This window comes from Candidatus Pelagibacter bacterium nBUS_30 (assembly GCF_051201245.1).
Taxonomy (GTDB): Bacteria; Pseudomonadota; Alphaproteobacteria; order Pelagibacterales; family Pelagibacteraceae; genus Pelagibacter.
Genome location: NZ_CP172842.1, coordinates 1,125,156 through 1,148,811, shown reverse-complemented (window position 1 = coordinate 1,148,811; position 23,656 = coordinate 1,125,156). Strand labels below are relative to the sequence as shown.

Sequence of the window (23,656 nt, the reverse complement as noted above, 5' to 3'; positions counted from 1 at the left end):
ATTATTATGTCAAAAAAATGTGAATTAACCGGTAAAATCCCAATGAAGGGTCACAATGTTAGTCATGCTAACAACAAGACTAAAAGAAGGTTTTTGCCTAATTTAAAAAAAGTAAAATTCACAAGTGAATTAATGAAGAGAAGTTTAAAATTAACAGTGAGCAATTCTGGTGTTAGATCTGTTGATAAAAAAGGTAGCTTTGATGAATTTCTGAAGGCTGTTAAAAATAAAAATTTATCACCAAGACTAAAGAAATTAAAAAAAGGGATATTAATAAAATCCCCTTTTAAGAAAAAGCCTGTAGCTAAATCAGCTTAATGAGCAAACTATTTGCTACCCTATCAATTTTGATGGGAGTAGTTGTCTTATCTTCTAATTATCTTGTACAATTTCCAATAAATTATTATGGCTTAAGTGAAATTCTCACTTATGGAGCTTTTAGTTATCCAGTAGCTTTTCTGATTACAGATTTAGCCAATAGATTTTATGGTAAATTTGTAGCGAGAAAAATTGTGTATATCGGATTTTTTATAGGGATAATTTTTACTCTTTTATTTTCAACTGATTTTGCTGATTTAATTTCAATAAGAATAGCAATTGGATCTGGAGTTGCTTTTATCACAGCACAACTAATAGATATTCAAATTTTTGATCGTTTAAGAAAAAAAGAGTGGTTTATAGCACCTTTAACTTCATCTTTTATTGGCTCAACAGTCGATACGTTTTTATTTTTTTCAATATCATTTTATGCAACAGGAGTTCCTTGGATAACATTGTCATTAGGTGACTTGGCAGTAAAATTATTTGTATCCTTAGTAATGTTAATACCTTTTAAAATTTTACTTAAAATTAAGAAGCCAATCTAAATTTAATACAAAAATTTATAAGATAAAATTTTGTAAGCTAATTTTGCTACAAGAAAGTTATAAGAATTAAAACCCTTTATTGGTGATAATTCATTAATATCAGCACCAACAATTTTTGAATTTTTTGCTGCGATCCTAATAATATTTAAAGTCTCATCCCACAATAATCCACCTGGCTCTGGAGTTCCGGTCGCAGGCATAATACTTGAGTCTAGGCCATCAACATCAAATGTTAGATAAACCGTTTTGTTCTTTATTAGTTTCTTAAATTTATTAAGATTCCATTTATTTTTATCTTTGGCCCAAAAAATATCAATTCTAGATGAGTTTTTCTTTAAAAATGGAATCTCACTTTCAGATATGTTTCTTATACCGAAAGAAATTAATGAAACATTTGGGTAGTCCAAACATCTTTTTATTGCTGAAGCATGTGAAAATTTTTCTCCATTATAGCTTTCACGCAAATCTGCATGAGCATCGAAGTGTAGAAGACAAATATTTCTATATTTTTTTACAAAAGGAGCAATACATCCGGGTGTAATTGAGTGTTCACCACCAAATGTCATAGGAAAAAGTTTTTTTTCTAAAATTTCTTCATTAATTTTAGACATTTTAGAGAGTGCCTTTTTGATATTTCTGTCTATCTTAAAAGGTCTTAATGTTTTAATACCTATTTTTTTGTATGGTTCACAATTTAGCTCTTCATCATATAGCTCTACTTGGTGAGAAGCTTTGATAATTTCTTTTGGTCCATTTTTAGTCCCTCCACCATAACTAACTGTTTTTTCAAGGCCAAAAGGAACTACTACAACTTTTTCTTTAAAATCGACTTTATTATCAATTCCAAGAAACCCATTTTTATTTGAAAGATATTTCAATTTTTACTCAAAAATTTTTGTGAAGTTTTTTCTATCTCTATTTTTCCATTCACCTTTATGATAAGCATCACTTGCAATTAAAGGCAGTACACTTGTTGCTTCTGCAAATACCATTTGTTCTTTACTAACATCGACTTTACCCCAAGAGCTTGCTTCTTTTAGGGTTGAACTACTACAAGCACCATCCCTTGAATCAGCCACAGTAATTTGTACAGCATATTTATGCATATCAACCTCTTTACCTAACAATTCAGCACAAATTACGGTATCCTGTATAAAATTTTTTGGTACACCTCCACCTATCATGAATAGACCTGACCCTTTAGATTTAATTTTAATTTCCGTTAGTTCTCTGAATTCTCTTACGGAGTCTATGGTCATGTGTTGTTTTGGATTTTTTTCTTGATGAATCACCAAACCAAAACCAGCACTTGAATCTGTAAAAGCTGGACAAAAAATTGGCACATTACAATCAAAGGCTGTTTCAATTAAAGAGTCTTTCTTTTTTGAATTTTTCTTTAAATATTTTCCCATTTCATAAATAAATTCTCTAGATGTGTAACTTCTTGGTTCTAAAGTATTAGCAATATCACAGATAATTTTATCACACATCTGAAGCTCTTCTTCATCAATGTATGTGTCATATATTCTATCTATATAATTATTTCTCAGTTCAGTATCATCTTGAAATTGTGAGCCTTGATAATGTTTAAATCCGAGTGCCTCAAAAAAATCCATATCTACTATAGAGGCCCCAGTTGCAACAATTGCATCAACCATATTATATTTAACTAAATCTTTATAAATATTCATACATCCAGCAGCTGATGTAGAACCAGCTAAAGTTAAAAATATAGTACAATCTTTGTCTTTAAGCATGTCATTATAAATATTTGCGGCATTAGCTGTTTCTCTTGAAACAAAGGACATTTTTTCCATTGAAGAGATTATTTTTCGAGAGTCGAACGAAGTGATATCTATATGCTCAACAGGATTTTTTAAAAAGTCTTTTTTACTATTATGACCTGGGTTTTTATGATCTGACATTAAGCAACCAAAGTAGCTTTGTTAATGTCTTTGTCATACATTGTCATGATTGGTTTATCTTCAACTTCAAAAATTTCATCTGAATAATAACCATTAAACTGAGTTCTAAATGTTAAACCATAAGCACCTAGTTGGCCAAGCTCAATGTAATCATTTTCTTTAATGTTATTAGGAAGAAGAAAAGGACCCTTCATATAATCCATACTATCACATGTTGGACCAAAAAAATCAAAAGCAGTTAATTTTTTTGATATTATTTTATTTGTATTGTCTTTAATCATCTTAGATGGAAATACTATATTAGGAGTTCCTGCATCAAATAGAGTTCCATAAGTACCATCATTTACATAAAGTTTTTGTTTTTTTCTTAGATTAACCCTTACAATTGTAGAACCACTTTCTGCAACCAGGGCTCTTCCTGGTTCACAAATAATTTCAGGTAACCTTTCAAGCTTTAAGTTTTCTAATCCTTTTTTAATTTCATTAAAATAGCTGTCCATAGATTGAGGTATTAAGTCAGGATAAATTGTTGGAAATCCTCCACCAACATTAATGTAATCAGGTAAAATTTTTGTTTTTTTAATTATATTTCCTATTTCATTAATACCTTTTGAATATGAAATTGGATGCATGCATTGTGAACCAGCATGAAAACTTAGCCCAATTCTTTTTGCATGCTGCTTAACTAATCTTAATAGTCCTGCTGCCTCTGAGTTCAATGCACCAAATTTTTTTGATAAATCTATTTCAGCATGTTCGTTAGAAACTGCAACTCTTACAAATAATTCTAAATCTTTTGCATTGTTTGTGCTTTCAATAATTTTTATCAACTCATCTTTAGTATCTAATGAGAATGTTTTAACTCCATAATTAAAATAAGCTTCTTTAATACTTTCTCTACTTTTTACCGTGTGCATATATGAACATTTTACTGTTTGGCTAAAATTTCTAATACTTTTAATTTCTTCTATAGAAGCGACATCAAATTGCTCTACGCCACTGTCTATAATTGTTTGAATTACAGTAGGATGTGGATTTGTTTTTACTGCATATAGAATTTTACCAGGAAAGTTTTTTTTAAAATATGTTACTGCAGAACGAATAGAATTCTTTCTTATACAATAAATCGGTTTTTCAGGTTTCAGCTGATTTATTATCTCTTCAACTGATTTAAATTTTTGCATCAAAAATGCCTCCAAAAAAAATTTAATAAAAAAAAGCTTTTTATTACTAAAAAACTTTAAAATTTCCTCCTAATAAGCCCATAGATTAATAATGTAAAGCAAATAATAGGTATTGAATTATATGAGCTAATCACCATATGAAGACAATGAAAGAACAAGTAGTCCTTAAAAATATCAACGATTTTGAGAACAAATCTCTACTTATAGTTGATGATGATAACCCGTTTAGAGAAAGATTGGCTAGAGCAATGGAGAAAAAAGGATTCGAAGTTACTCAAGCTGAAAGTGTACAAAAAGGAGTTGCATCTGTTAAGGTTAAGAAACCTGGTTTTGCAGTGGTAGACTTAAGACTTGGAGATGGAAACGGATTAGAGGTTGTAAAAGAAATTCAAAATACAAATACTGAAAGTAGAATAATTATGCTAACTGGTTATGGAAATATTCCAACTGCAGTTGCCGCGATCAAAGAAGGCGCAATAGATTATTTGGCAAAACCAGCTGATGCTGAAGATGTTGAAAAAGCTCTGCTTGCAGATCCTGCAAAAAAAGCTGCTCCTCCTGAGAATCCAATGTCTGCAGATAGAGTTAAATGGGAACACATACATAGAGTATTTGAGTTATGTAATAGAAATGTTTCAGAAACGGCAAGAAGATTAAAAATGCATAGAAGAACTCTTCAAAGAATTCTCTCTAAAAGATCACCTAGATAATATTTCTTATTTTTAAAATTTGTTTTGTTACCAAAGCCAAAAGTACAACTTTAAAAGTTTCTGCCAGTAGAAATGGTTGAGCACCTAAGGCTATAATTGGTTTGTCCCATCCAATAAGAGTTCCTAACCACAATAATCCTAATATATAAATAGTAGAGGTTGCCACTATAAGTTTAGCTAAAATTATCAAAAAATTATCTTTATTATTTACTTTGGAAGCCAAATATCCTGCAGTTAAAAAACCTATCAAATAACCCATAGTTGGACCTGTAAAATAAACTAATCCAATACCTTTTTCGGGAGAATTTGAAAAAACAGGTAAGCCTAAAATTCCCTCAAACAAATACAACCCTATACTTGCAAGACCTATTTTGTATCCAAGGCTAACACCTAAAAATAGGACAACAAATGTTTGCATTGTCATTGGAACTGGGTAAAAAGGTATTTTAATTTTAGCTGATATAGTAAGCGCTATAGACCCAAGTATTATTGCTAACATCGATTTTATTAATTTAGATTGTGATATATTTTTTGTTAGCTCCATAACTCAAATGATACTATCAAAATTTAAAATAATCTAGATATAATTAATGATCTTAAAAAAAGTAAATTTTTTTATATACAGATTTTAATACGACTGTAATATTTAATGATATTTTAATGGATAAAATTCAAAAAACAGATCATTTTTACCTTATAGACGGCTCAGGATATATTTTTAGAGCTTATTATGCGCTACCACCGTTAACTAGAAAGAGTGATGGACTACCAACAGGAGCTGTAAGTGGCTTTTGTAGTATGCTTTTTAAATTGCTAGAAGACTCAAAGTCAGATCAAAATTTGCAAAAACCAACACATTTTGCAGTAATTTTTGATTCAGCAAGAAAGACATTTAGAAATGATATTTATAGTGATTATAAGGCTAATCGTTCAGAGGCACCTGATGATTTAGCACCTCAATTTGAGTATATCAGAAAGTCAGTACTAGCTTTCAACTTACCATCAGTTGATCTACCTAATTATGAAGCAGACGATTTAATTGCTACTTATGTTGAAAAAATACTGAAGAAAGGTGCTAAAGTTACAATTGTTTCTTCAGATAAAGATTTGATGCAATTATATAAAAAAGGTGTTCGAATTTTCGATCCTATGAAAAATAAATTTATATCAGAAGAAGATATTTTTACAAAATTTGGAGTTGATGCAGCAAAAGTGATAGACGTACAGTCTCTCGCTGGGGATAGTAGTGATAATGTTCCAGGTGTTCCGGGTATAGGAGTTAAAACAGCCGCTGAACTGATTAATAAATACGGAACTTTAGAAAAACTTTTAAAGTCGGCTAGCGAAATAAAACAAAATAAAAGAAGAGAAACATTAATTGATAATAAAGATAAGGCATTGGTTAGTAAAAAACTTGTAACATTAATGAAAGATGTTCCAACCAACAGAGATTTGACAGAGTTCAGACTAAAAGAAATAGATAAAGATAAACTTTATACATTTTTAAGAGAGATGGAATTTAACCGACTTTTAAGTTCTGTTATTTCTGCATATGGTGAACCAAAACTAAAAGACATATCTGATAAAATAAAAGCTTCAGAAAAACATCAACCAATCAATAATAAGAACTATCACTTAATTAGCGATCCTGATCAAATAGATGAATGGATAAAAGAAGCTGAAGAAGTAGGAGAGGTTGCAGTGGATACAGAAACAAATTCTTTAGATCCACATCAAGCAGATTTAATAGGCGTTTCTCTATGTTCTAAAATTGGTAAAGCTTGTTATATTCCAATTGGACATAAATCATCAAAATGTATCAAGAAAGATGTTGTCATTAAAAAATTAAAACCTTTATTGGAAGATCCAAGTGTTAAGAAAATTGGTCAAAATATTAAGTTTGATTTTATAGTTTTATATAAGCAAGGAATAACAATTTCATCAATGGAAGATACAATGCTTATGTCTTATGTGTTAGACGCAGGAAAAAATAGACATAATATGGATATACTTTCAGAAATTCATTTAGGACATAAAACAATATCTTTTAAAGAAATCGTTGGAACTGGAAAGAAAGAGATAAATTTTAGTGATGTAGAGGTTGATAAAGCTAAAGATTATGCAGCAGAAGATGCTGATATAACTTTTAGATTATATAAAAAATTTATTAAAAATTTAAAGTTAGAAAAAATGGTAAATATTTATGAAATATTTGAAAAACCATTAATTAAAATCCTAGCCTTTATGGAAATGGAAGGAATTGAGGTTGATAGCAAATTTTTAAAATCGCTTTCTTCAAAGTTTGAAAAAAAAATTAAGAATTTAGAAAAAGAAGTTTTTAAAATTTCAAAAAAAGAATTTAATATAGCCTCACCAAAGCAATTAGGTGAAATTATTTATAATGATTTAAAGATTGCAGGTTTAAAAAAAACAAAAAAAGGAAGCTTTGCAACAAGTGCAAGTGTTTTAGAAGATTTAGCTTTTAAAGGGCATAAATTTCCACAAATAGTTTTAGATTGGAGACAAGTATCAAAACTAAAAAATACTTACTCAGACTCTTTACCAGAACACATTAATCCAACAACAAAAAGGGTGCACACTTCTTTCTTATTAGCAGCAACTACAACTGGTAGATTGGCATCAAGTGATCCAAATTTACAAAATATTCCAATTAAATCAGAAGATGGAAAAGATATCAGAAAAGCTTTTGCTGCAAAAAAAGATCATTTGTTAATTTCAGCAGATTACAATCAAATTGAAATGAGAATTTTAGCAGATTTAGCAGATGTTAAAGAGCTTAAAAAAGCTTTTAAGAATAATGAAGACATACATTCATTAACAGCTAGCCAGATTTTTAATATTGATATTAAAAAAGTAAATCAAGATCATCGAAGAAAAGCTAAAGCAATTAACTTTGGGATTATTTATGGAATTTCACAATATGGCTTAGCAAAACAAATTAATGTTTCAAACTATGAGGCAGAAGAATTTTTAAATGCATACTTTGGAAAATTTCCTGAAATAAAAGTTTATATGGATAGCACTATTAAGTTTTGTAGAAAAAGTGGTTATGTAAATAATATTTTTGGTAGAAGGTCTCATTTCAATGGAATTAATGATAAAAACTTCAATGTGAGAAACTTTCAAGAACGAGCTGCAATCAATGCGCCTATACAAGGGTCAGCATCAGAAATTATGCGTTTAGCAATGATTAGATTAGACAAAAAATTGTTAGAACAAAAAAATATTAAATCGAAAATGCTGTTACAAATTCATGATGAGTTGATATTTGAGGTACCAAAAAAAGATGAAAAAATAATGGTTAAATTAATCAAAGAAGAAATGACTAGTGTAGCTCATAGTGATTATCATTCATTTTCAACCCCACTTACCGTTGATGTAAATGTTGGAGATAATTGGGGATTGCTTCACTAATTTTATTAGATTGCCCAATTTAGAACAATTTAGTATTTTTAAATAAGTAATGCATAAACAAACAATAGCTTTAATAGATGATGATAGAAATATTTTAACTAGTTTGAGTATAGCTTTAGAAAAAGAAGGTTTTAAAGTTCAAACTTATATAGATGGAGAAAGTGCGTTGATTGGTCTGACCAGAACTCCACCAGACTTAGCAGTAATTGATATTAAGATGCCAAAGATGGATGGTGAGGAATTACTTAAGAAGCTAAGAAAAAAAACCTCTCTACCAGTAATCTTTTTAACATCAAAAGATGACGAGATTGATGAGTTATTAGGATTAAAATTAGGAGCTGATGACTTTGTAAAAAAATCTGGAGGTTTTTCCATAAAAGTTTTAGTTGAAAGAATTAGAGTTCAACTTAGAAAAAAAGATACCAATCATACATTGGAAGAAAATAAAAGCTTGATTGCACATGGAAGACTTAAATTGGATCCATCACAACTTGAGTGTGAATGGAATAGTAAGCAACTTCCAGATAAATTAACAACAACAGAATTTTTAATTGTGAAAGAATTAGCAAAAAGACCTGGAATTATTAAAGAAAGAGCACAATTAATGGATATTGCATACAGAGAAGATACAGATATTGAAGATAGAACTATTGATAGTCATGTTAAAAGAATCCGTAAGAAATTTAAAAAAGTTGACCCTAATTTTTCAGCTATTGAAACTAGATATGGTAGTGGATATAGATGGAATGTTAGCTAATGTTTAGTAAATACTTAAAAAGTCTATCTATATTAAATAAATTTTTATTTATAAATTTTGTAATTTTTACAATTATTAGTTTATTTACATTTATTTATCTAAATAATGTTCAACCAAATTTAATTAAAAAGAAATCAGTAAAACACTTAAATGTAATAGATAATACAATCAATACTCTTCTAAGATTAGACGTAAAATTTAATCCTGATGATATTAGGAAGTTTTTATTTTCAACACGTTTTATTTTTCAAAACCTTGATAGAGTAATTTTTTTTGACAATGATTTAAATATAGTAGGTGACACAGATACCTTAGATCTTGATCCAAGATCTTTTTCTACAAGATTAGATGAAATTGAATTCGAAAGTTTGAATGATAATGAAAATGACAAAAATAATACAAATGAAAATAATGATTTTACTGAAAATAAGAACTTCACTTATGAAAAAATATTAAAAAAATATTTAAATTCTGATGCTTATGGAAATTCTTACACATTCATACAGGAGGATCTTAATCAATTTAAATTAATTACAATTAAAAATGTAATTAAAGATAATTCTAATATTGGATACATTGCCATTACTGAAAATGCCAATGATATCAAAATAGCCACTGATGAAAGGAAAGCTTTTGTTATTAGAACCGCAATTGCTGTAGGTTTTGTAATTCTTATTTTCTCTTTTGTTTTGAGTAGATATTTTATTAAACCAATACAAAACCTTGTAAGCTATACAAAAGTTATTAAAGACAAAAGTCAAACCAAAACAAATATTGAAAGTTTAAAAAGTCGTAATGATGAATTAGGACTTTTATCAAATTCACTGGATGATATGACAATTGAACTTCAAAAAAGAGTCGCTCATGCTGAGAATTTTTCAACAGATCTAGTTCATGAAATAAGAAACCCACTTGCATCTTTAAAAAGTGCTTCTGAGATATTGCAAGACAGTAACAACTCTGAACAACGATTAAAATTATTGAATATTCTTAGCCATGATGTTTTGAGAATTGAAAGATTAATAACTGATTATTCACAGATGTTAAAAGATGAAGTAGCTCTTAGTAAAGAAAAGATGAAAAAAATCAATATAGAGCCAATTATTCAATCTGTTGTAGATGATTATAACAACATCCAAGGAGTTAAAAAAAATATTAAAATTAATTATGAAAGTGATGGCAATGAAAAATATATCATTAATGGTATCGAAAACCGAATTGAGCAAATAATTGCTAATTTATTGGATAATTCAATTTCATTTTGTAAAGAAGGAGAAAATATTTTTGTAAATATATCCAATACTGCAAATAAAAAAATTGTGGTTAAAATTATTGATGATGGCCAAGGCTTTAAAGAGATAGATACATCAAAAATATTCAAAAGATTTTATAGCAATAGACCAGATAAATTTGGAGAACATTCAGGTCTTGGATTGAATATTGTTAAAAATTTAGTTGATCTTCATGACGGTGAAATTGTAGCATCAAATCGATTAGATAGAGATGGTGCTATCGTAGAGATAAATTTTCCCGGTGCTTAATCTTATCTTGATTAATTTGTTGTTAACTGTATAAAACTTTTCCATGGAAGATTTTAAAGTCAAAGATATATCATCAGCTGAATTTGGTAGAAAAGAAATCTCGATAGCAGAGAGTGAAATGCCAGGATTAATGGCTTTAAGAGAAGAGTATTCAAAAACTAAACCATTAACAGGAGCAAGAATTATTGGTTGTTTGCATATGACTATTCAGACAGCTGTATTGATAGAAACATTGGTTGCTCTAGGAGCTGAGGTAAGATGGTCTTCGTGTAATATTTTTTCAACTCAGGATCATGCAGCTTCTGCAATCGCCAAGGCTGGAATACCTGTTTATGCATGGAAGGGTGAGACTGAAGAAGAATATCTCTGGTGTATCAAACAAACTATTATTGGCAAACCTGATTGGAAACCAAATATGCTTTTAGATGATGGTGGTGATTTAACTGCAATTATGCACAATGAATATAAAGATTTGATGAAAGATATAAAAGGAGTTTCAGAAGAGACTACTACAGGAATAAAAGCTTTAAATAAGATGGAAAAAGATAATTCTCTTTTAGTGCCAGCGATTAATGTTAATGACTCAGTTACTAAATCAAAATTTGATAATTTATATGGTTGCAGAGAAAGTTTAGTAGATGGAATTAGAAGAGCAACAGATGTAATGATGTCAGGAAAAATTGCAATCGTAGCGGGCTTTGGAGATGTAGGTAAAGGAAGTGCGGCATCACTAAGACAAAGTGGAGCAAGAGTTTTAGTTACTGAAGCAGACCCAATCTGCGCATTACAGGCTGCAATGGAAGGATATGAAGTTGTTTTGATGGAAGAAGCTATTAGCAGAGCTGACATCGTTGTAACAGCCACAGGAAATAAAGATATTGTTACTGCTGACCATATGAGAGACATGAAAGATAGAGCAATTTTATGTAATATTGGTCACTTTGATAATGAAATTCAAGTCGAAGCTCTTAAAAATTATAAATGGAGTGAAGTTAAACCACAAGTTCACGAAATAGAATTGCCAAGCAAAAAAAGAATTATTCTTTTAGCAGAGGGAAGATTAGTTAATTTAGGTTGTGCAACAGGACATCCAAGTTTTGTTATGAGCGCCTCATTTACAAACCAAGTAATTGCACAGATTGAGCTTTGGAATAATCATAAAAATTATGAAAATAAAGTTTATGTTCTTCCTAAACATTTGGATGAAAAAGTTGCAACTCTTCATTTAAAAAAAGTTGGTGCTAAACTTACAAAATTATCCAAAGAACAAGCAGATTATATAAGTGTTGGGACTGAAGGTCCATTCAAACCAGATGCCTATCGCTATTAAAAATAGCATAATAGATATATCCTCAGAAGAGACGACCAAAGAATTAGCTGAGAATTTTTCCAATTATCTGACAGGTGGCGAAGTAATCTTTTTATATGGAGAAATGGGGGTAGGTAAAACTACTTTTGTAAAATATTTAATTAATCAATTTCAAATAAAAAAAAAATTACAAACTACAGAAGTAACAAGTCCAACTTTTAACTTACTTAATGAATATGAGACAGGTGATTTAATTATTAAACATTATGACCTATTTAGATTGAAAGATAAGTCTGAAGTTAAGAATTTAGATCTATATGATAATAATCAAAATACAATAACACTTATTGAGTGGCCAGAATTAATTAATAAAGTAAACTTTAACAAGACCATAGATTTAATTTTTAACTATGAAAATGAATTAAATAATAGATCTATTAAAATTGATGGTCTAGACTGATCTTTTAATATGAAACTTTCAAAAGATTTTAGGGAAATTAAAGGAGATGCTTCTTTTAGAAAATTTTATAGAAATACTAAAAAAAACTCAATTATAGTTTTTTCAAATAAAGAAAAAATTAAAAATTTATTAATTTATGACTCAATTAATAAAATCTTAATTAAAAATTATATAATTGCCCCTAAATTATTAAGTCAAAATTATAAAAAGAATTATATTGAAATACAGGATTTGGGAAAAAAAACTATTTATCAAATATTTTCAAGAAATAAAAAAAAACAATATTTAATATTTAAGAAAATAATTAATATTTTAAATAAAATTCAATTAGTAAAAGATAAAAAAATCAAAAATTTTAAAAATAAATTTTACCTAGTTAAAGATTATAAAAGCAAGATCTTATTAGATGAAGCAAAATTATTTAGTTATTGGTATGTTCCAAAAAAAATAAATAAAAAAAAAATCAATATATTCAATAGTAAATTTAATAAAGAAATTAAGTTGGTACTATCAAAACTAAACTTTAAAAATGATACTTTTGTTCATAGAGATTTTCATGTTTCAAACTTAATCATAAACTCCAAAAATCAAATTGGATTAATTGATAATCAAGATGCTCTTATTGGAAACAAAGCCTATGATTTAGCGTCCTTAATTGATGATGTTAGATATAAAACACCCAATTCATTAAAAGATAAGGTGTACAACTATTATTTAAACACCAATAAAACAATTGATGTAAATAAATTCAAAAATGATTTTGATATTTTATCTGTTCTTAGAAATTTAAAAATTATTGGAATATTCATGAGATTGGCAGAAAGAGATAAGAAAAGGAAATATTTAAAACTTATTCCATATGCTTGGAATATGATTGATAGCAGGATGAGTAAAAATAAAGACTTAATTAATTTGAAGTTGTTATTGGCAACTAATTTCCCTAAATTTATAACTAAATAAAATGAAAATTAATACAGCCTTTATTTTATGTGCAGGATTTGGAAAAAGATTAAATCCACTAACACTAGACATTCCCAAACCTTTGATCAAATTAAACAATATTGCAGTGCTTGAAACTTGCATTAATTTAATTGAAAGTTTGGATGTAAAAGAGATTTTTATCAATACTTTTTATCTTAAAGATCAAATTCGTAATTTTATAAATAAAAAAAATTTTAAACCTAAAATATCAATTATTGAAGATGGTAAAAATATTCTTGATACAGGCGGTGGTATAAAAAATATGTTAAACCATACAAAAGAAGATGATGTTTTAATATTCAATCCAGATACAATTTGGAAAAAAAATTACTCTGAAGAAATTATTGAAATGGAAAAATTGTATTTTTCCAAACAACTTAACAACATACTTTTGCTTGTTAACAAAGATTTAAGTTTTGATAAGAATTTAAATGGTGATTTTGATCTTAAAGATAATTTAATTATAAAAAATAATGATAGAAAATTTATTTATACAGGTTGTCAAATATTAAATAAAAAACTGCTTTCAATTTATAAAACTGAAAAATTTTCAATAAATAATTTGTGGAACGATTTAATTGAAAAAAAAGAACTTTATGGTTTTGAGACTAATAATGATTTTTATCATTTAACAGATCTTAAAACTTTTAAAAAACTACAAGATCTTTAGCTCTTTCATCATCCAAGTATTTACAATCAGTAATTTTCTTATTGTCATCTAAAGTAATTAACAATGGATTTCCAGTTGGTATTTCCAATTTTGAAATTTGATTTTCATCTAATTTAAATAAATATTTACATAATGCTCTAATTGAATTTCCATGTGCAGAAATTAAAATATTATTTTCTGAAATTTTATTTTCTATATCTTTTTTATAAAACTCTAATACTCTTTCATAAGTATCTTTTAGAGACTCTGTATCAGGAATTTCGTTTATTGGTATTTCTTTATAGGTTTCAATATTTGTTGGATGATAAGGATTATTTTTATCTAATGGATCTGGTCGCAAATCCCATGAACGTCTAAATTGATGAACTTTTTCTTTTCCTAGTTTTAATCTCATTTCATCTTTATTTAAACCTGTAAGCGCTCCATAATGTCTTTCGTTTAATTGCCAAGCCTCTTTTGAAATTTTTGTATCCTGTAATATTTCTTTTATTAATTTTAAAGTATTTTTTGCTCTTAATTGAAAGGACGAGTAATAAATATCAATATTGATATTTTTTGATTTTATTAGTCCACCTGATTTTTTTGCTTCTAATTTACCATTTTCAGTTAAATCTACATCAACCCATCCTGTGAATTTTTTTTCAAGGTTCCATTTACTTTGACCATGTCTAACTAAAATTAAATAACTCATTTGTTAATCTCTTAATTTAATTTATAAAATATAATCATACAATTAATGATTAATTTTTTTTCAAAATATAAATTCATTTTTTATCTATCTAATTTTATTTTACTAGCTTTATATCTATACCCAGGTAGCTTTATAGGATGTTTTTTATTTAATAATTGTCAATATGATCCACAAATTACTCCAGATTTTTTAGTCTCTACAAACCACCTTTATGCTTTTGGCTTATTGTCTATCATTGGTTTATTTACTTATAAAAATTCAAATAAATTAAATTTTTTAAATTTATATTTAATTCTTCTTTCAATAATTTTAGAAATATTACATATATTTATTCCTGTAAGAAGCTTTGAATTATCTGATTTATTTGGAAATTTACTTGGGGTATCAATTGTTTTAACGATTAATTTTTTTTATAGAAAATATGAAAATTATAAAAATTAAAATTTTATTTATAATACTGTTATTAATTTCTGCCTGTTCTTCAATACCAAAGAATACTTCAAATAGTTGTTCAATATTTAATGAAAGATATCTATGGTTTAAACATGCAAGTAAATCAGAAAAAAAATGGGGAACCCCTCTTTATTTACAGCTTGCTATTATAAAAATGGAATCAGATTTTGATTGGCTTGCAAAACCCCCTAGACAAAAACTTTTTAAAGTAATTCCCTATAAAAGACCTTCAACTTCATTTGGATATTCTCAAGCTGTGAATGGTACTTGGGAGCAATATAAAAAAGAAACAGGAAATAAACTTGCAGTCAGAACTAGGTTTAAGGATAGTGTTGATTTTATTGGGTGGTATACAAGCAAGTCCAGTTCTATTTTAGATATATCTAAAACTGATGCTTTTAAACAGTATGTTGCTTATCATGAGGGATGGGGAAATTACAAACATTACAAAAAAAATAAAAAAATAATTAACTTAGCAAAAAGAGTCGAGAAACAATCTAATGTTTATAAAAAACAACTAAAAGAATGTAGTAATTCATTGAGTAGAAACAAATATATTATTTTTTAGATAATTCTTTTTTTAACTCTAAATCAACCGAGTCTATTCTTTTAGTATTTTTAGCAAGTGTTAGGTACATTGTTGGTGTTACATATAATGTAAAGAAAGTAGAAATTATCATTCCTCCAAGAATAGTTGCTCCAACAGCTAGTCTAGATGCTTCACCAGCGCCTGGTCCTATATTTCCAATTACTAAAGGCATCATTGCTATCATGGTACTTATTGATGTCATCATAATAGGTCGAAATCTTAATATACAAGCTTCTTTAACTGAGTCTTCTATCTTTTTTCCAGTAGTTCTTATTTGATTTGCATAATCAACAATCAAAATACTATTTTTGGTTGATATACCGATAAGAATTACTAAAGCAATTTGAGAAAAAATATTTATTGAACTATTCAAGAATAAAATAAATACCAGTCCTCCAAAAACAGCCAATGGTACAGTTAGCATAATTATAAATGGATGAATAAAAGAGTTAAACGTAGCAGCCATTACCAAATAAGCAGTTAGTAAACCAAGGGCAAAAATTATATAAAGTTCATTTGTTGTTTCTTTAACTTCTTCAGACTCACCTTTCCAAGTAATTTGATTAGTGGGTGCTACTTCTGCCATTATATTTTCCAGATATTCAATTGCCTCAAATAAAGAATAATTTTCATTTATATTTGCAGAAATAGTTACAGCTCTTTGTCTATCATATCTTGCCAATACTTTTGCTGAGCCTTCTTCCCTTAGGTCAACTAAGTTTGATAATGAGATTAATTCTCCAGTTATGTTAGATCTTACAAAAAGTTTACTTAGACTATCTTTATCTTTTCTATCAAAAAGATATTGTTGAAGAATAATCGGATATTCTTTACCTAGTTTATTAAACGTAGTAACTCTTTTGCCACCATATAGTGTCTCTAATGTTTGGCCAATAGATTTAGTTGATATTCCTAAATCCTTAGCTTTATTTTTATTTATAACTAATTTTACTTCTGGTTTGTTTCTATTATAGTCTGACTCAATTCTAGATAGTCCTCTATTTCTTCTTAGTTTACTTATAACTTCATTTTGAATTTCTTCTAATTCATCATAGGTACTTCCTAAAATTACCATTTGAACTGGTTTATTATAATTAGATACCCTTATGGCCTGGGGTGAAATTGGAAATGCTAAAGTTTGAGGTACAGTTACTATTTTACCTATAGCCTGTCGCATTATTGTCATTGCATCTTTTTCTCTTTTTTTCCAGTCTTCAAGTAAAGCAATAATAATAAAACTATTAAATGAATTTGCAGAGCTTCCAAAACCTGGAACTCTCATTATAAATTTATCATAAGGACTATTCTCAGCTTGAAGTAAGGGAAGCAATCTCTTTTCTACTACTTGAGCTTTTTCTTGTGTGTAATCAAAAGAACTTCCCTCATCAGTAAATCCAATGACCAAATAAACACCTCTATCTTCTTTTGGAAGAAGTTCTTTAGTTGTGTACATGAATAAAGCAACAGAACCTGCAATAATTAAAATAATAAATGTTATTATCGTTTTCTTTTTATTTAACCAGTAATTTAATGTTTCTTTATAAAAATTAGAAAAACCTTGAAAAAAAACATTAAATTTTCTAACAAAAAAACCAGAACTTGTTTTTTTATTTAAAAACTTACTACCCAACATTGGTGAAAGTGTTAATGCAACGAATGATGAAACAACTATAGAAAATGATAGAGCTATAGCAGTTTCTCTAAATAAAGTTCCAGATATTCCCTTAATAAAAATTAATGGAATGAATACAGCAAGTAAAATTAAAGTTGTTGCAATAATGGCAAAGGTAATTTGTTTTGAGCCTTTGTAAGCCGCAATCAAAGGGCTTTCCCCATTTTCTATTCTTCTATAAATTGCATCAGTCATAATAACTGAGTCATCAGTTATAATTCCAATCGCAAGTATAAAACTAAGAAGTACAAAAATATTTATTGATAAATCAAATAGATAAATACCTAAAAATGATGCAATTAAGCTTACTGGCAGAGCAACTGCAGGAACGATCACTGCTTTTATATTTCCCAAAAATAAATAGATTATTATTACCACCAAAATAAATGCAATCGCTAAAGTTTTATAAACTTCATCAATAGCAGCTTTAACATATGTGGCTCTATTAAATGAAACTTCTAACTTGAGACTGTCGGGTAAAGTTTTTCTAACTTCTTTAATCTTTTTTTGAATTTCATTTGATAGTTCAACTGTTGAGGCACCACTTTTTGCGTAAATTCCTATTCCAACTGTTTTTTGATTCAAATTATTTTTACTTTGAGATTTAAATAATGTTTTTTCAGAAACAGGACCTAATTCTACATTTGCAACATCTGATAATCTTACAATTTTATCTTTTGTTTTTTTAATTGGTAAAAATTTTAATTCATCAATATTTGTATAAGATTTATCTAAGTTAATTGTTAAATCTATATTATCTGCTTCTAAAGTACCTGCAGGCAAGCTTATATTCTCATTTCTTAGTGCATTTTCGACTTCTTGAATAGTCATGTCATTTGCAGCTAATTTGATAGGGTCAATCCAAACTCTTACACTTAATTCTCTAAGCCCTCCAAGTAGAATTCTTCCAACACCTTTTACACTTGAAAAAGCATCGACTAAATATCTATCTGCATAATCGCCAAGTTCTAAATCAGACCAGGTTAATGAAGAAACTGATAGCCACATTGTTGTAGTGAAACCAGCTGCTTGTTTTAATATCTGTGGGGCATCTGCTTCTGAGGGAAGAGCATCTACTATTCTTGCTACTCTTTCTCTTATATCATTTGCAGCGTCATCAAGCTCAATATCTGTATCAAACTCTATGTTAATACTGCTTCTTCCATTTTCAGACTTAGAGTCGATATTTTTAATTCCTTCTGCACCTCCTATGACATCCTCTATTACTTGTGTTATTTCTTGATCGATAATTGGAGCTGATGCAGACTTATAATCAACTTTGACTTGGACCACAGGTGGTTGCAAACCATCTGGTAACTCTCTAACAGGCAGTTCTGAGTAAACAAATAAACCAAATACAATCAGAATTAAAGACATAACCCATGCAACAACAGGTCGTTTTATGCTTACTTCAGTGATGTACATCTATTTATTTTTTCTCTGTCTCAGATTTTTTAAAAGGGTTTAATTTTTTTAACCAATCAAACTTACTTTTTTTTGTTTCAGTTTTAGCTGGCTTACTTTTTTTTTTCCAACTTGATGCTTTTTGTTTTGAGCCATATTTAATTGGTTTAATCTTTCCATTAGGTCTTGTTTTTTTTAAACCTTCGGCAACCACCGTGTCACCATCTTCAAGACCAGATTTGATTTCTACAGTTCCTTTTTTTCTTAGTCCAATTTCTACTGGTACTTTTTTTACAGTATTTTCTTTATCTACTTTATATACATAAACATTATCACCTTCCATTATCAGGCTAGTATCAAGAATACTTAATGAATTTCTTTCATTATAATTAATAGATACTTCTAATAGTGACCCAGATAAAAGTTCGTTATTAGGGTTATTAAGTTTAATCCTTACCGGCAAAGATCTTTTGTTTGTATCAATTCTGCTTGCAGTAGATTCTACAGTTCCGGGATAATTTTTAAGAGCATTTCCAGAAAATTTTATATCTACGTTCTGACCTTTTTTTACATACGGTGCAAAAGTTTCTGGTATATCGACATCAACAAATAGAACTGAAGTATCCTCTAAATTTAATATAATTGAGCTTTGTGATACATCTATATCGTTTGAAAAATCTCGTTTACCAATAATTCCATCAAAAGGAGTAGTTATGTTTCTATTCTTTAATTTTGCGATCACATCCCCTGTTTTAACTTTTGTATTAAATTTAATGGGTTCTAATATTTCATATTTTTCAATATTAAAGGATTTAATTTGCACAGGAACAGCAGTGCCAAATGTTTCGATAGTATTTTGAAATAATTTTTGCTCAACTACTTTAACAATTATTCCTGGAGGTGGTCTTTTGCTAAATTTTTTTTTAAAGTGATTGCCAATCATCGTTCTTGCAATAATAACCGCAGCAATAACTAAGAAAAAAATTAATACTATCGTTGTTATTTTTGTTGCTCTTTTCATATTTTAGTTTCTCCCGTACTCAGACCACGAGCCATCATAAATTGTCGGCTTATATTTATCATTTATTAATGAATAAGCTAGAGCCAATACGCTCGCAGTTACTCCTGATCCACACGAAAATACTAGATTTTTATTATGAACAAAATTAAATGACTTAAATTTTTCTGAAATTTCATCTTTGCTAACAAATGTATGGTCATCATTTATTAATTCCCCAAAAGGCAAGCAAAAAGAATTTTTTATTGACCCACTTCTTAAACCTTTTCTTGGCTCAGAAACTTTACCTTCAAATCTCTCTCTGCTTCTTGCATCAACAACATTAAATTCATTTTTATTAATATTTTCATCTATCTGTTTTTTATTCTTAACAAATTCTGTATTTTCCTTACATGAATATACAGAAGTTTTAGTGATAATTTCTTTGTTGTTTATAGTTTTACTTTCTTCTTTCCATTTTTTAAATCCACCATCAAGAACATGTACAAGTTTTGGGTCATGACCAAAATAAATTAAATTATACCAGCACCTACACGAACTTATTACATCAGAGTTATCATAAATTACAATTTCATCTTTATTTTCAATACCCATATTTCCCATAATTTTTTCCCAAGAACTAATATCAGTTAACATGTGAGGTAAATCTGTATCTATTTTTGAATTTTTATCTAAATCAAAAAAAATTGCGTTGGGAATATGTTCTTTTGTATATTCTTCAAAACCATCTCTTTTTGTTTGGGGCATATGCCAAGAAGAGTCTATAATTTTAACTTTGTTAATATTTTTTTTTAACCAATTTGTATCAACTAAAGACATTTTATCTCTTCTTTAAATATTTTTGATGATAGTCTTCTGCTGGACAATAATTTTTTACTAAGGAAATCTTTGTTACAACTTTTTTTGATAATTTAATATTTATATCCTCAGTTATATTTTCTGCTATTTTTTTTTGTTGATCATTTAAATAAAATATTTCACTTCTGTATTGAGTTCCAAAATCTGGGCCCTGAGAGTTTAAAGTAGTTGGATCATGTATCTCATAAAAAAATTCAATAATTTTTTCGTAAGAAATAATTTCAGGATCAAAACCTAGTTTTACCACTTCTGCATGATTTGTTTTGCCTGAGCACACTTCTTTATAATTGGTTTGACTACTATTGCCTCCGCAGTACCCAACCTCAGTCTTGATAACACCATTAAGTTTGCCAAACTTAATTTCTGGTCCCCAAAAACATCCTAAGCCTAAAATTGCAATTTCCATTGATTATAAATTAATATAACTTACAAATTATTCTTATGTTGGGTAAAAATCAATTAGGCTTTTTGTACATGTTTTTATCAGTTTGTACTTTTTCAATTATGGATTTAATTGTGAAATGGTCTGGAGATTATCCAACAGGACAAGTAATGTTTTTTAGAGGTTTTTTTGGAATTATTCCCACTTTTTTTTTAATTCCTAAGGAAAAACTAAAAACATTTTATAAAACTAAGCGACCAACAGAACATTTTTTTAGATGTATTATGGGATTAATGGCATTAATTGCAATTTTTGTTGCTTTAAGAAAACTTCCTTTAGCAATTGTTGTTAGTATTTCTTTTGCGGCACCTTTATTTATTACAGTGTTATCAATTTTTGCATTAAGCGAGAAGGTAGGTGTTTACAGATGGATGGCAGTCTTGATTGGTTTTGTAGGTGTAATAATAATTTCTGAACCAGGTATTAAAGAAATGAATTATCTTTATTCTTTACCTTTAATTTTTTGTATTGGCATGTCATTTGTTACTATCACTATAAGAAAACTATCTACTACTGAACCTATTTGGCTCATATCAATTTTTTTTAGCATAATGATATTAATTGCAAGTTTGTTTACAATACCATTTGGTTGGGTGATGCCAGACTTAAAAGATTTTATTCTTTTGATAATGGTGGGAATTATGGGTGGATCTGCAAATCTATTTTTAACTCAGTCTTACAAGCTTTCAGAAGTGTCACAAGTAGCACCATTAAAATACTTATCACTTATTTTTGCAATTATTTTTGGATATTTAATTTGGAACGAAATACCAACAGCAAAAACATTGATAGGTGCTTTGCTTGTAGTATCTTCTTCTATTATAATTTTTAGAAGAGAAATTTATCATAAAGAAAAAATTCCATCAACTACCAGACATGAGTAAATCACCCAAATACTGGAGTGCAGCAAAAAAATATTTATCTAAAAAGGATAAGGTAATGTATTCTTTAATTGAAAAATATAAATCTCCATCAGAGGCAGTATTAACAACAAGAAAAGATATCTTCTTTTCATTATGTAAAAGTATTATTGGTCAACAAATTAGTGTTGCTGCTGCTAATTCTGTTTTTTTAAAATTTAAAAAAAAATGTCAAAATAAAATTAGTGCAAAAACTGTTTCTAAGCTTTCCATAACTCAATTAAGGAATTGTGGATTAAGTCAACAAAAAGTTAAAGGGATAAAGAGTCTAGCCAAACAAACATTAGACAAGACATTTAATCCAAAACTCATTTCGAGTATGTCAGATGAGGAGGCAATTATATATCTTTCAAAACTAAGACAAATTGGTAGGTGGTCAGCTGAAATGATTTTATTGTTTACTTTTAATAGATCAAATATTTGGCCAATTCAAGATATTGGTTTGTTAAGAGCTATTTCTAAAAATTATAAAAAAGAATATTTACCACCCGAGAATTACGTAAAATTATTAAATAAAAGATTTTCTCCTTATTGTTCTGTGGCAACGTGGTACTTATGGCGAAGCATAGATCCAGAGCCTATTCAGTATTAAAAGCCCTCAATAATTTGCATATGTCTTGACGTAGTGTCTTTGGCAAATTCCCAGCCATCTTGATATTCTTTAGAGTTATGGCATTGAACTGCTTTTTCATAGCTTGGAAACTCCCACACAACAGATCTTGTGAATTCATCTCCATCATGTGTCTCATATTTTCCTCCTCTAATAAGAGGAACACCACCAAAACTTTTAATTATTGGTGTAACTGTATCAGCATATTTTTTTAAATTTTCTTGATTTTCAATTTTTATATATAAACTTATCCAATATCCTTTTTTCATTTAATCTATCCATTCTTTAAAATTATCTAAATTATTTTGTAAATATTTAGGAAGTTTATGTAAAGGATAATCTTCAAGTTTATTTCCACCAATTTTGTTTGCTCTTTGATCGGCAGTTAAATCATAAATAGCTATTTTATTTTTTATAATTTCATCTATTTCTTCTGATGATAAAGGATTTTTATCAAATTCAGTATGATGTAGATATGATTGAAGTTTATGCTTTATTTGTTTTGCAGTTTTTAAATTAGTAAAATGCCATCCACCATTATCTATAAATTCACAATTTATATATTTTTTTTTTGAAAAAAAAGTATCAACTCTATAAAATGGATACTTACGGTCTTTAATATTTCTTAACCATTGAGGACTTTCAAAATCTTTTTTTCTACAAGCTTTCGTACCAATCCATTTTAAATTTGGCAGTTTTAGATTAAACTTATAATAAAGCATATCTTGCTTGAATAAGACAATTTTTGAGGTTTTTTCATTAAAATTTAAATTTGATAAATTTGGTATTTCATCAACATCTGAAACTAGAATCATATCCTCTTCTCTTGCATCATTAAGTCCATTAATTATAAAATTTCTTTGTCCATTTTCTCTAAACACAGCATTCATAATATATTTATTTGATTTTTCATTTTCTGAGTCACTAGAGCTAATCAGATCTATTTTTGATGATTCTTGGTTATACACAAGATATATAATTTTATTTTTAAATTTCTCAAATTTATTTGGATTAAATTTTAGCTCTCTTTTATCACCTTTATGTGTAAATGTACTTTCTACAATTACAAAAAAATCCACATATTTATTGAGAATATTTAATCTAAGATCAAGTACTAGATCTTCATCAAAATACATAAAACAATCAAATATTTTCATAGTT

The 23,656-nt window shown here is 28.1% G+C and carries 25 protein-coding genes; 14 read left to right on the top strand and 11 right to left on the bottom strand.

From position 1 onward, the window contains the following. Positions 1 to 6: 6 nt before the first annotated feature. Positions 7 to 318, top strand: a complete 312-nt coding sequence (gene rpmB / locus ACIJYE_RS06260) for a 50S ribosomal protein L28 (RefSeq protein WP_028035965.1) — start codon at positions 7 to 9, stop codon at positions 316 to 318. After that, entirely contained in the window at positions 318 to 866 is a 549-nt protein-coding gene (locus tag ACIJYE_RS06255) for a queuosine precursor transporter (RefSeq protein WP_435090036.1), read from the top strand. The genes rpmB and ACIJYE_RS06255 overlap by 1 nt, the downstream gene beginning before the upstream one ends. A gap of 2 nt (positions 867 to 868) precedes the next feature. On the opposite strand, the gene speB is transcribed toward ACIJYE_RS06255, so the two are convergent. The 3 genes from speB to ACIJYE_RS06240 are packed head-to-tail and all read right to left on the bottom strand — an operon-like array spanning position 869 to position 3,975. After that, positions 869 to 1,744 (bottom strand): agmatinase, encoded by an 876-nt coding sequence (gene speB / locus ACIJYE_RS06250; RefSeq protein ID WP_435090035.1) that lies wholly within the window; start codon positions 1,742 to 1,744, stop codon positions 869 to 871. Between the two features lie 3 nt (positions 1,745 to 1,747). Beyond that, positions 1,748 to 2,791, bottom strand: coding sequence for a 1,9-bis(guanidino)-5-aza-nonane synthase (locus tag ACIJYE_RS06245; RefSeq protein WP_435090034.1), 1,044 nt, complete (start codon positions 2,789 to 2,791; stop codon positions 1,748 to 1,750). Beyond that, a complete protein-coding gene (locus tag ACIJYE_RS06240) occupies positions 2,791 to 3,975 on the bottom strand; it encodes a type III PLP-dependent enzyme (RefSeq protein WP_435090032.1) in 1,185 nt (394 codons plus the stop codon). The genes ACIJYE_RS06245 and ACIJYE_RS06240 overlap by 1 nt, the downstream gene beginning before the upstream one ends. Positions 3,976 to 4,121: 146 nt before the next feature. Between ACIJYE_RS06240 and ACIJYE_RS06235 the strand changes: the two genes are divergently transcribed. Then, positions 4,122 to 4,685, top strand: coding sequence for an ActR/PrrA/RegA family redox response regulator transcription factor (locus ACIJYE_RS06235; protein ID WP_435091276.1), 564 nt, complete (start codon positions 4,122 to 4,124; stop codon positions 4,683 to 4,685). On the opposite strand, the gene ACIJYE_RS06230 is transcribed toward ACIJYE_RS06235, so the two are convergent. Continuing rightward, on the bottom strand, positions 4,678 to 5,229 hold the full coding sequence (locus ACIJYE_RS06230; protein WP_435090031.1) for a biotin transporter BioY: 552 nt from the start codon (positions 5,227 to 5,229) through the stop codon (positions 4,678 to 4,680). The genes ACIJYE_RS06235 and ACIJYE_RS06230 overlap by 8 nt on opposite strands. Positions 5,230 to 5,345: 116 nt before the next feature. On the opposite strand from ACIJYE_RS06230, the gene polA reads away from it, so the two are divergent. The 7 genes from polA to ACIJYE_RS06195 are packed head-to-tail and all read left to right on the top strand — an operon-like array spanning position 5,346 to position 13,838. Beyond that, positions 5,346 to 8,120, top strand: coding sequence for a DNA polymerase I (gene polA / locus ACIJYE_RS06225; RefSeq protein ID WP_435090029.1), 2,775 nt, complete (start codon positions 5,346 to 5,348; stop codon positions 8,118 to 8,120). A 49-nt stretch (positions 8,121 to 8,169) separates the two neighbouring features. Next, positions 8,170 to 8,877 (top strand): response regulator transcription factor, encoded by a 708-nt coding sequence (locus ACIJYE_RS06220; RefSeq protein ID WP_435090027.1) that lies wholly within the window; start codon positions 8,170 to 8,172, stop codon positions 8,875 to 8,877. Then, positions 8,877 to 10,418, top strand: a complete 1,542-nt coding sequence (locus tag ACIJYE_RS06215; protein ID WP_435090025.1) for an ATP-binding protein — start codon at positions 8,877 to 8,879, stop codon at positions 10,416 to 10,418. The genes ACIJYE_RS06220 and ACIJYE_RS06215 overlap by 1 nt, the downstream gene beginning before the upstream one ends. Positions 10,419 to 10,461: 43 nt before the next feature. Further along, positions 10,462 to 11,748, top strand: a complete 1,287-nt coding sequence (ahcY, locus tag ACIJYE_RS06210) for an adenosylhomocysteinase (RefSeq protein WP_435090024.1) — start codon at positions 10,462 to 10,464, stop codon at positions 11,746 to 11,748. Continuing rightward, entirely contained in the window at positions 11,732 to 12,187 is a 456-nt protein-coding gene (gene tsaE, locus ACIJYE_RS06205) for a tRNA (adenosine(37)-N6)-threonylcarbamoyltransferase complex ATPase subunit type 1 TsaE (RefSeq protein WP_435090022.1), read from the top strand. The genes ahcY and tsaE overlap by 17 nt, the downstream gene beginning before the upstream one ends. 9 nt (positions 12,188 to 12,196) lie before the next feature. Next, positions 12,197 to 13,147 carry a phosphotransferase gene (locus ACIJYE_RS06200; RefSeq protein WP_435090021.1) on the top strand — a complete coding sequence of 317 codons (951 nt, stop codon included), beginning with the start codon at positions 12,197 to 12,199 and terminating at the stop codon, positions 13,145 to 13,147. Position 13,148: 1 nt separating this feature from the next. Beyond that, positions 13,149 to 13,838 (top strand): nucleotidyltransferase family protein, encoded by a 690-nt coding sequence (locus tag ACIJYE_RS06195; RefSeq protein ID WP_435090020.1) that lies wholly within the window; start codon positions 13,149 to 13,151, stop codon positions 13,836 to 13,838. Here ACIJYE_RS06195 and ACIJYE_RS06190 read toward each other — a convergent pair. Further along, a complete protein-coding gene (locus ACIJYE_RS06190) occupies positions 13,816 to 14,529 on the bottom strand; it encodes a 2,3-bisphosphoglycerate-dependent phosphoglycerate mutase (RefSeq protein WP_435090019.1) in 714 nt (237 codons plus the stop codon). The two genes, ACIJYE_RS06195 and ACIJYE_RS06190, sit on opposite strands and share 23 nt — an antisense overlap. A 45-nt stretch (positions 14,530 to 14,574) precedes the next feature. On the opposite strand from ACIJYE_RS06190, the gene ACIJYE_RS06185 reads away from it, so the two are divergent. Then, entirely contained in the window at positions 14,575 to 14,970 is a 396-nt protein-coding gene (locus ACIJYE_RS06185) for a hypothetical protein (protein WP_435090018.1), read from the top strand. After that, positions 14,951 to 15,550 (top strand): lytic transglycosylase, encoded by a 600-nt coding sequence (locus tag ACIJYE_RS06180; protein ID WP_435090017.1) that lies wholly within the window; start codon positions 14,951 to 14,953, stop codon positions 15,548 to 15,550. Before ACIJYE_RS06185 ends, ACIJYE_RS06180 begins: the two co-directional genes overlap by 20 nt. On the opposite strand, the gene ACIJYE_RS06175 is transcribed toward ACIJYE_RS06180, so the two are convergent. The 4 genes from ACIJYE_RS06175 to msrA are packed head-to-tail and all read right to left on the bottom strand — an operon-like array spanning position 15,540 to position 20,929. Continuing rightward, positions 15,540 to 18,668 carry an efflux RND transporter permease subunit gene (locus tag ACIJYE_RS06175; protein ID WP_435090016.1) on the bottom strand — a complete coding sequence of 1,043 codons (3,129 nt, stop codon included), beginning with the start codon at positions 18,666 to 18,668 and terminating at the stop codon, positions 15,540 to 15,542. The two genes, ACIJYE_RS06180 and ACIJYE_RS06175, sit on opposite strands and share 11 nt — an antisense overlap. Positions 18,669 to 18,672: 4 nt before the next feature. Further along, on the bottom strand, positions 18,673 to 19,668 hold the full coding sequence (locus tag ACIJYE_RS06170; RefSeq protein WP_435090014.1) for an efflux RND transporter periplasmic adaptor subunit: 996 nt from the start codon (positions 19,666 to 19,668) through the stop codon (positions 18,673 to 18,675). Between the two features lie 3 nt (positions 19,669 to 19,671). Then, positions 19,672 to 20,484: a sulfurtransferase gene (locus ACIJYE_RS06165; RefSeq protein WP_435090013.1), complete on the bottom strand. Its 813-nt coding sequence runs from the start codon at positions 20,482 to 20,484 to the stop codon at positions 19,672 to 19,674. 1 nt (position 20,485) lies between these two features. After that, on the bottom strand, positions 20,486 to 20,929 hold the full coding sequence (msrA, locus tag ACIJYE_RS06160) for a peptide-methionine (S)-S-oxide reductase MsrA (RefSeq protein WP_435090012.1): 444 nt from the start codon (positions 20,927 to 20,929) through the stop codon (positions 20,486 to 20,488). Positions 20,930 to 20,964: 35 nt separating this feature from the next. Between msrA and ACIJYE_RS06155 the strand changes: the two genes are divergently transcribed. Both ACIJYE_RS06155 and ACIJYE_RS06150 read left to right on the top strand, forming a co-directional pair. Beyond that, complete coding sequence (locus ACIJYE_RS06155; protein WP_435090010.1) at positions 20,965 to 21,849, top strand: DMT family transporter; 885 nt, start codon at positions 20,965 to 20,967, stop codon at positions 21,847 to 21,849. Then, positions 21,842 to 22,477 (top strand): DNA-3-methyladenine glycosylase family protein, encoded by a 636-nt coding sequence (locus ACIJYE_RS06150; protein WP_435090009.1) that lies wholly within the window; start codon positions 21,842 to 21,844, stop codon positions 22,475 to 22,477. Before ACIJYE_RS06155 ends, ACIJYE_RS06150 begins: the two co-directional genes overlap by 8 nt. On the opposite strand, the gene ACIJYE_RS06145 is transcribed toward ACIJYE_RS06150, so the two are convergent. Both ACIJYE_RS06145 and ACIJYE_RS06140 read right to left on the bottom strand, forming a co-directional pair. Then, positions 22,474 to 22,764, bottom strand: a complete 291-nt coding sequence (locus ACIJYE_RS06145; RefSeq protein ID WP_435090008.1) for a DUF1330 domain-containing protein — start codon at positions 22,762 to 22,764, stop codon at positions 22,474 to 22,476. The two genes, ACIJYE_RS06150 and ACIJYE_RS06145, sit on opposite strands and share 4 nt — an antisense overlap. Beyond that, positions 22,765 to 23,652, bottom strand: coding sequence for a hypothetical protein (locus tag ACIJYE_RS06140; protein WP_435090007.1), 888 nt, complete (start codon positions 23,650 to 23,652; stop codon positions 22,765 to 22,767). Between the last annotated feature and the right edge of the window lie 4 nt (positions 23,653 to 23,656).

Excerpts from the sequence above, each read along its gene's own strand:
- ahcY (WP_435090024.1), top strand. The coding sequence starts at position 10,462 with ATGGAAGATTTTAAAGTCAAAGATATATCATCAGCTGAATTTGGTAGA.
- ACIJYE_RS06235 (WP_435091276.1), top strand. The coding sequence starts at position 4,122 with ATGAAAGAACAAGTAGTCCTTAAAAATATCAACGATTTTGAGAACAAA.
- ACIJYE_RS06180 (WP_435090017.1), top strand. The coding sequence starts at position 14,951 with ATGAAAATTATAAAAATTAAAATTTTATTTATAATACTGTTATTAATT.
- ACIJYE_RS06215 (WP_435090025.1), top strand. The coding sequence starts at position 8,877 with ATGTTTAGTAAATACTTAAAAAGTCTATCTATATTAAATAAATTTTTA.
- ACIJYE_RS06245 (WP_435090034.1), bottom strand. The coding sequence starts at position 2,791 with ATGTCAGATCATAAAAACCCAGGTCATAATAGTAAAAAAGACTTTTTA.
- ACIJYE_RS06165 (WP_435090013.1), bottom strand. The coding sequence starts at position 20,484 with ATGTCTTTAGTTGATACAAATTGGTTAAAAAAAAATATTAACAAAGTT.
- ACIJYE_RS06195 (WP_435090020.1), top strand. The coding sequence starts at position 13,149 with ATGAAAATTAATACAGCCTTTATTTTATGTGCAGGATTTGGAAAAAGA.
- ACIJYE_RS06190 (WP_435090019.1), bottom strand. The coding sequence starts at position 14,529 with ATGAGTTATTTAATTTTAGTTAGACATGGTCAAAGTAAATGGAACCTT.
- ACIJYE_RS06150 (WP_435090009.1), top strand. The coding sequence starts at position 21,842 with ATGAGTAAATCACCCAAATACTGGAGTGCAGCAAAAAAATATTTATCT.
- ACIJYE_RS06145 (WP_435090008.1), bottom strand. The coding sequence starts at position 22,764 with ATGAAAAAAGGATATTGGATAAGTTTATATATAAAAATTGAAAATCAA.
- msrA (WP_435090012.1), bottom strand. The coding sequence starts at position 20,929 with ATGGAAATTGCAATTTTAGGCTTAGGATGTTTTTGGGGACCAGAAATT.
- ACIJYE_RS06255 (WP_435090036.1), top strand. The coding sequence starts at position 318 with ATGAGCAAACTATTTGCTACCCTATCAATTTTGATGGGAGTAGTTGTC.
- polA (WP_435090029.1), top strand. The coding sequence starts at position 5,346 with ATGGATAAAATTCAAAAAACAGATCATTTTTACCTTATAGACGGCTCA.
- ACIJYE_RS06230 (WP_435090031.1), bottom strand. The coding sequence starts at position 5,229 with ATGGAGCTAACAAAAAATATATCACAATCTAAATTAATAAAATCGATG.
- ACIJYE_RS06220 (WP_435090027.1), top strand. The coding sequence starts at position 8,170 with ATGCATAAACAAACAATAGCTTTAATAGATGATGATAGAAATATTTTA.
- tsaE (WP_435090022.1), top strand. The coding sequence starts at position 11,732 with ATGCCTATCGCTATTAAAAATAGCATAATAGATATATCCTCAGAAGAG.
- ACIJYE_RS06175 (WP_435090016.1), bottom strand. The coding sequence starts at position 18,668 with ATGTACATCACTGAAGTAAGCATAAAACGACCTGTTGTTGCATGGGTT.
- ACIJYE_RS06170 (WP_435090014.1), bottom strand. The coding sequence starts at position 19,668 with ATGAAAAGAGCAACAAAAATAACAACGATAGTATTAATTTTTTTCTTA.
- ACIJYE_RS06200 (WP_435090021.1), top strand. The coding sequence starts at position 12,197 with ATGAAACTTTCAAAAGATTTTAGGGAAATTAAAGGAGATGCTTCTTTT.
- ACIJYE_RS06185 (WP_435090018.1), top strand. The coding sequence starts at position 14,575 with ATGATTAATTTTTTTTCAAAATATAAATTCATTTTTTATCTATCTAAT.
- rpmB (WP_028035965.1), top strand. The coding sequence starts at position 7 with ATGTCAAAAAAATGTGAATTAACCGGTAAAATCCCAATGAAGGGTCAC.
- ACIJYE_RS06155 (WP_435090010.1), top strand. The coding sequence starts at position 20,965 with ATGTTGGGTAAAAATCAATTAGGCTTTTTGTACATGTTTTTATCAGTT.
- ACIJYE_RS06140 (WP_435090007.1), bottom strand. The coding sequence starts at position 23,652 with ATGAAAATATTTGATTGTTTTATGTATTTTGATGAAGATCTAGTACTT.
- ACIJYE_RS06240 (WP_435090032.1), bottom strand. The coding sequence starts at position 3,975 with ATGCAAAAATTTAAATCAGTTGAAGAGATAATAAATCAGCTGAAACCT.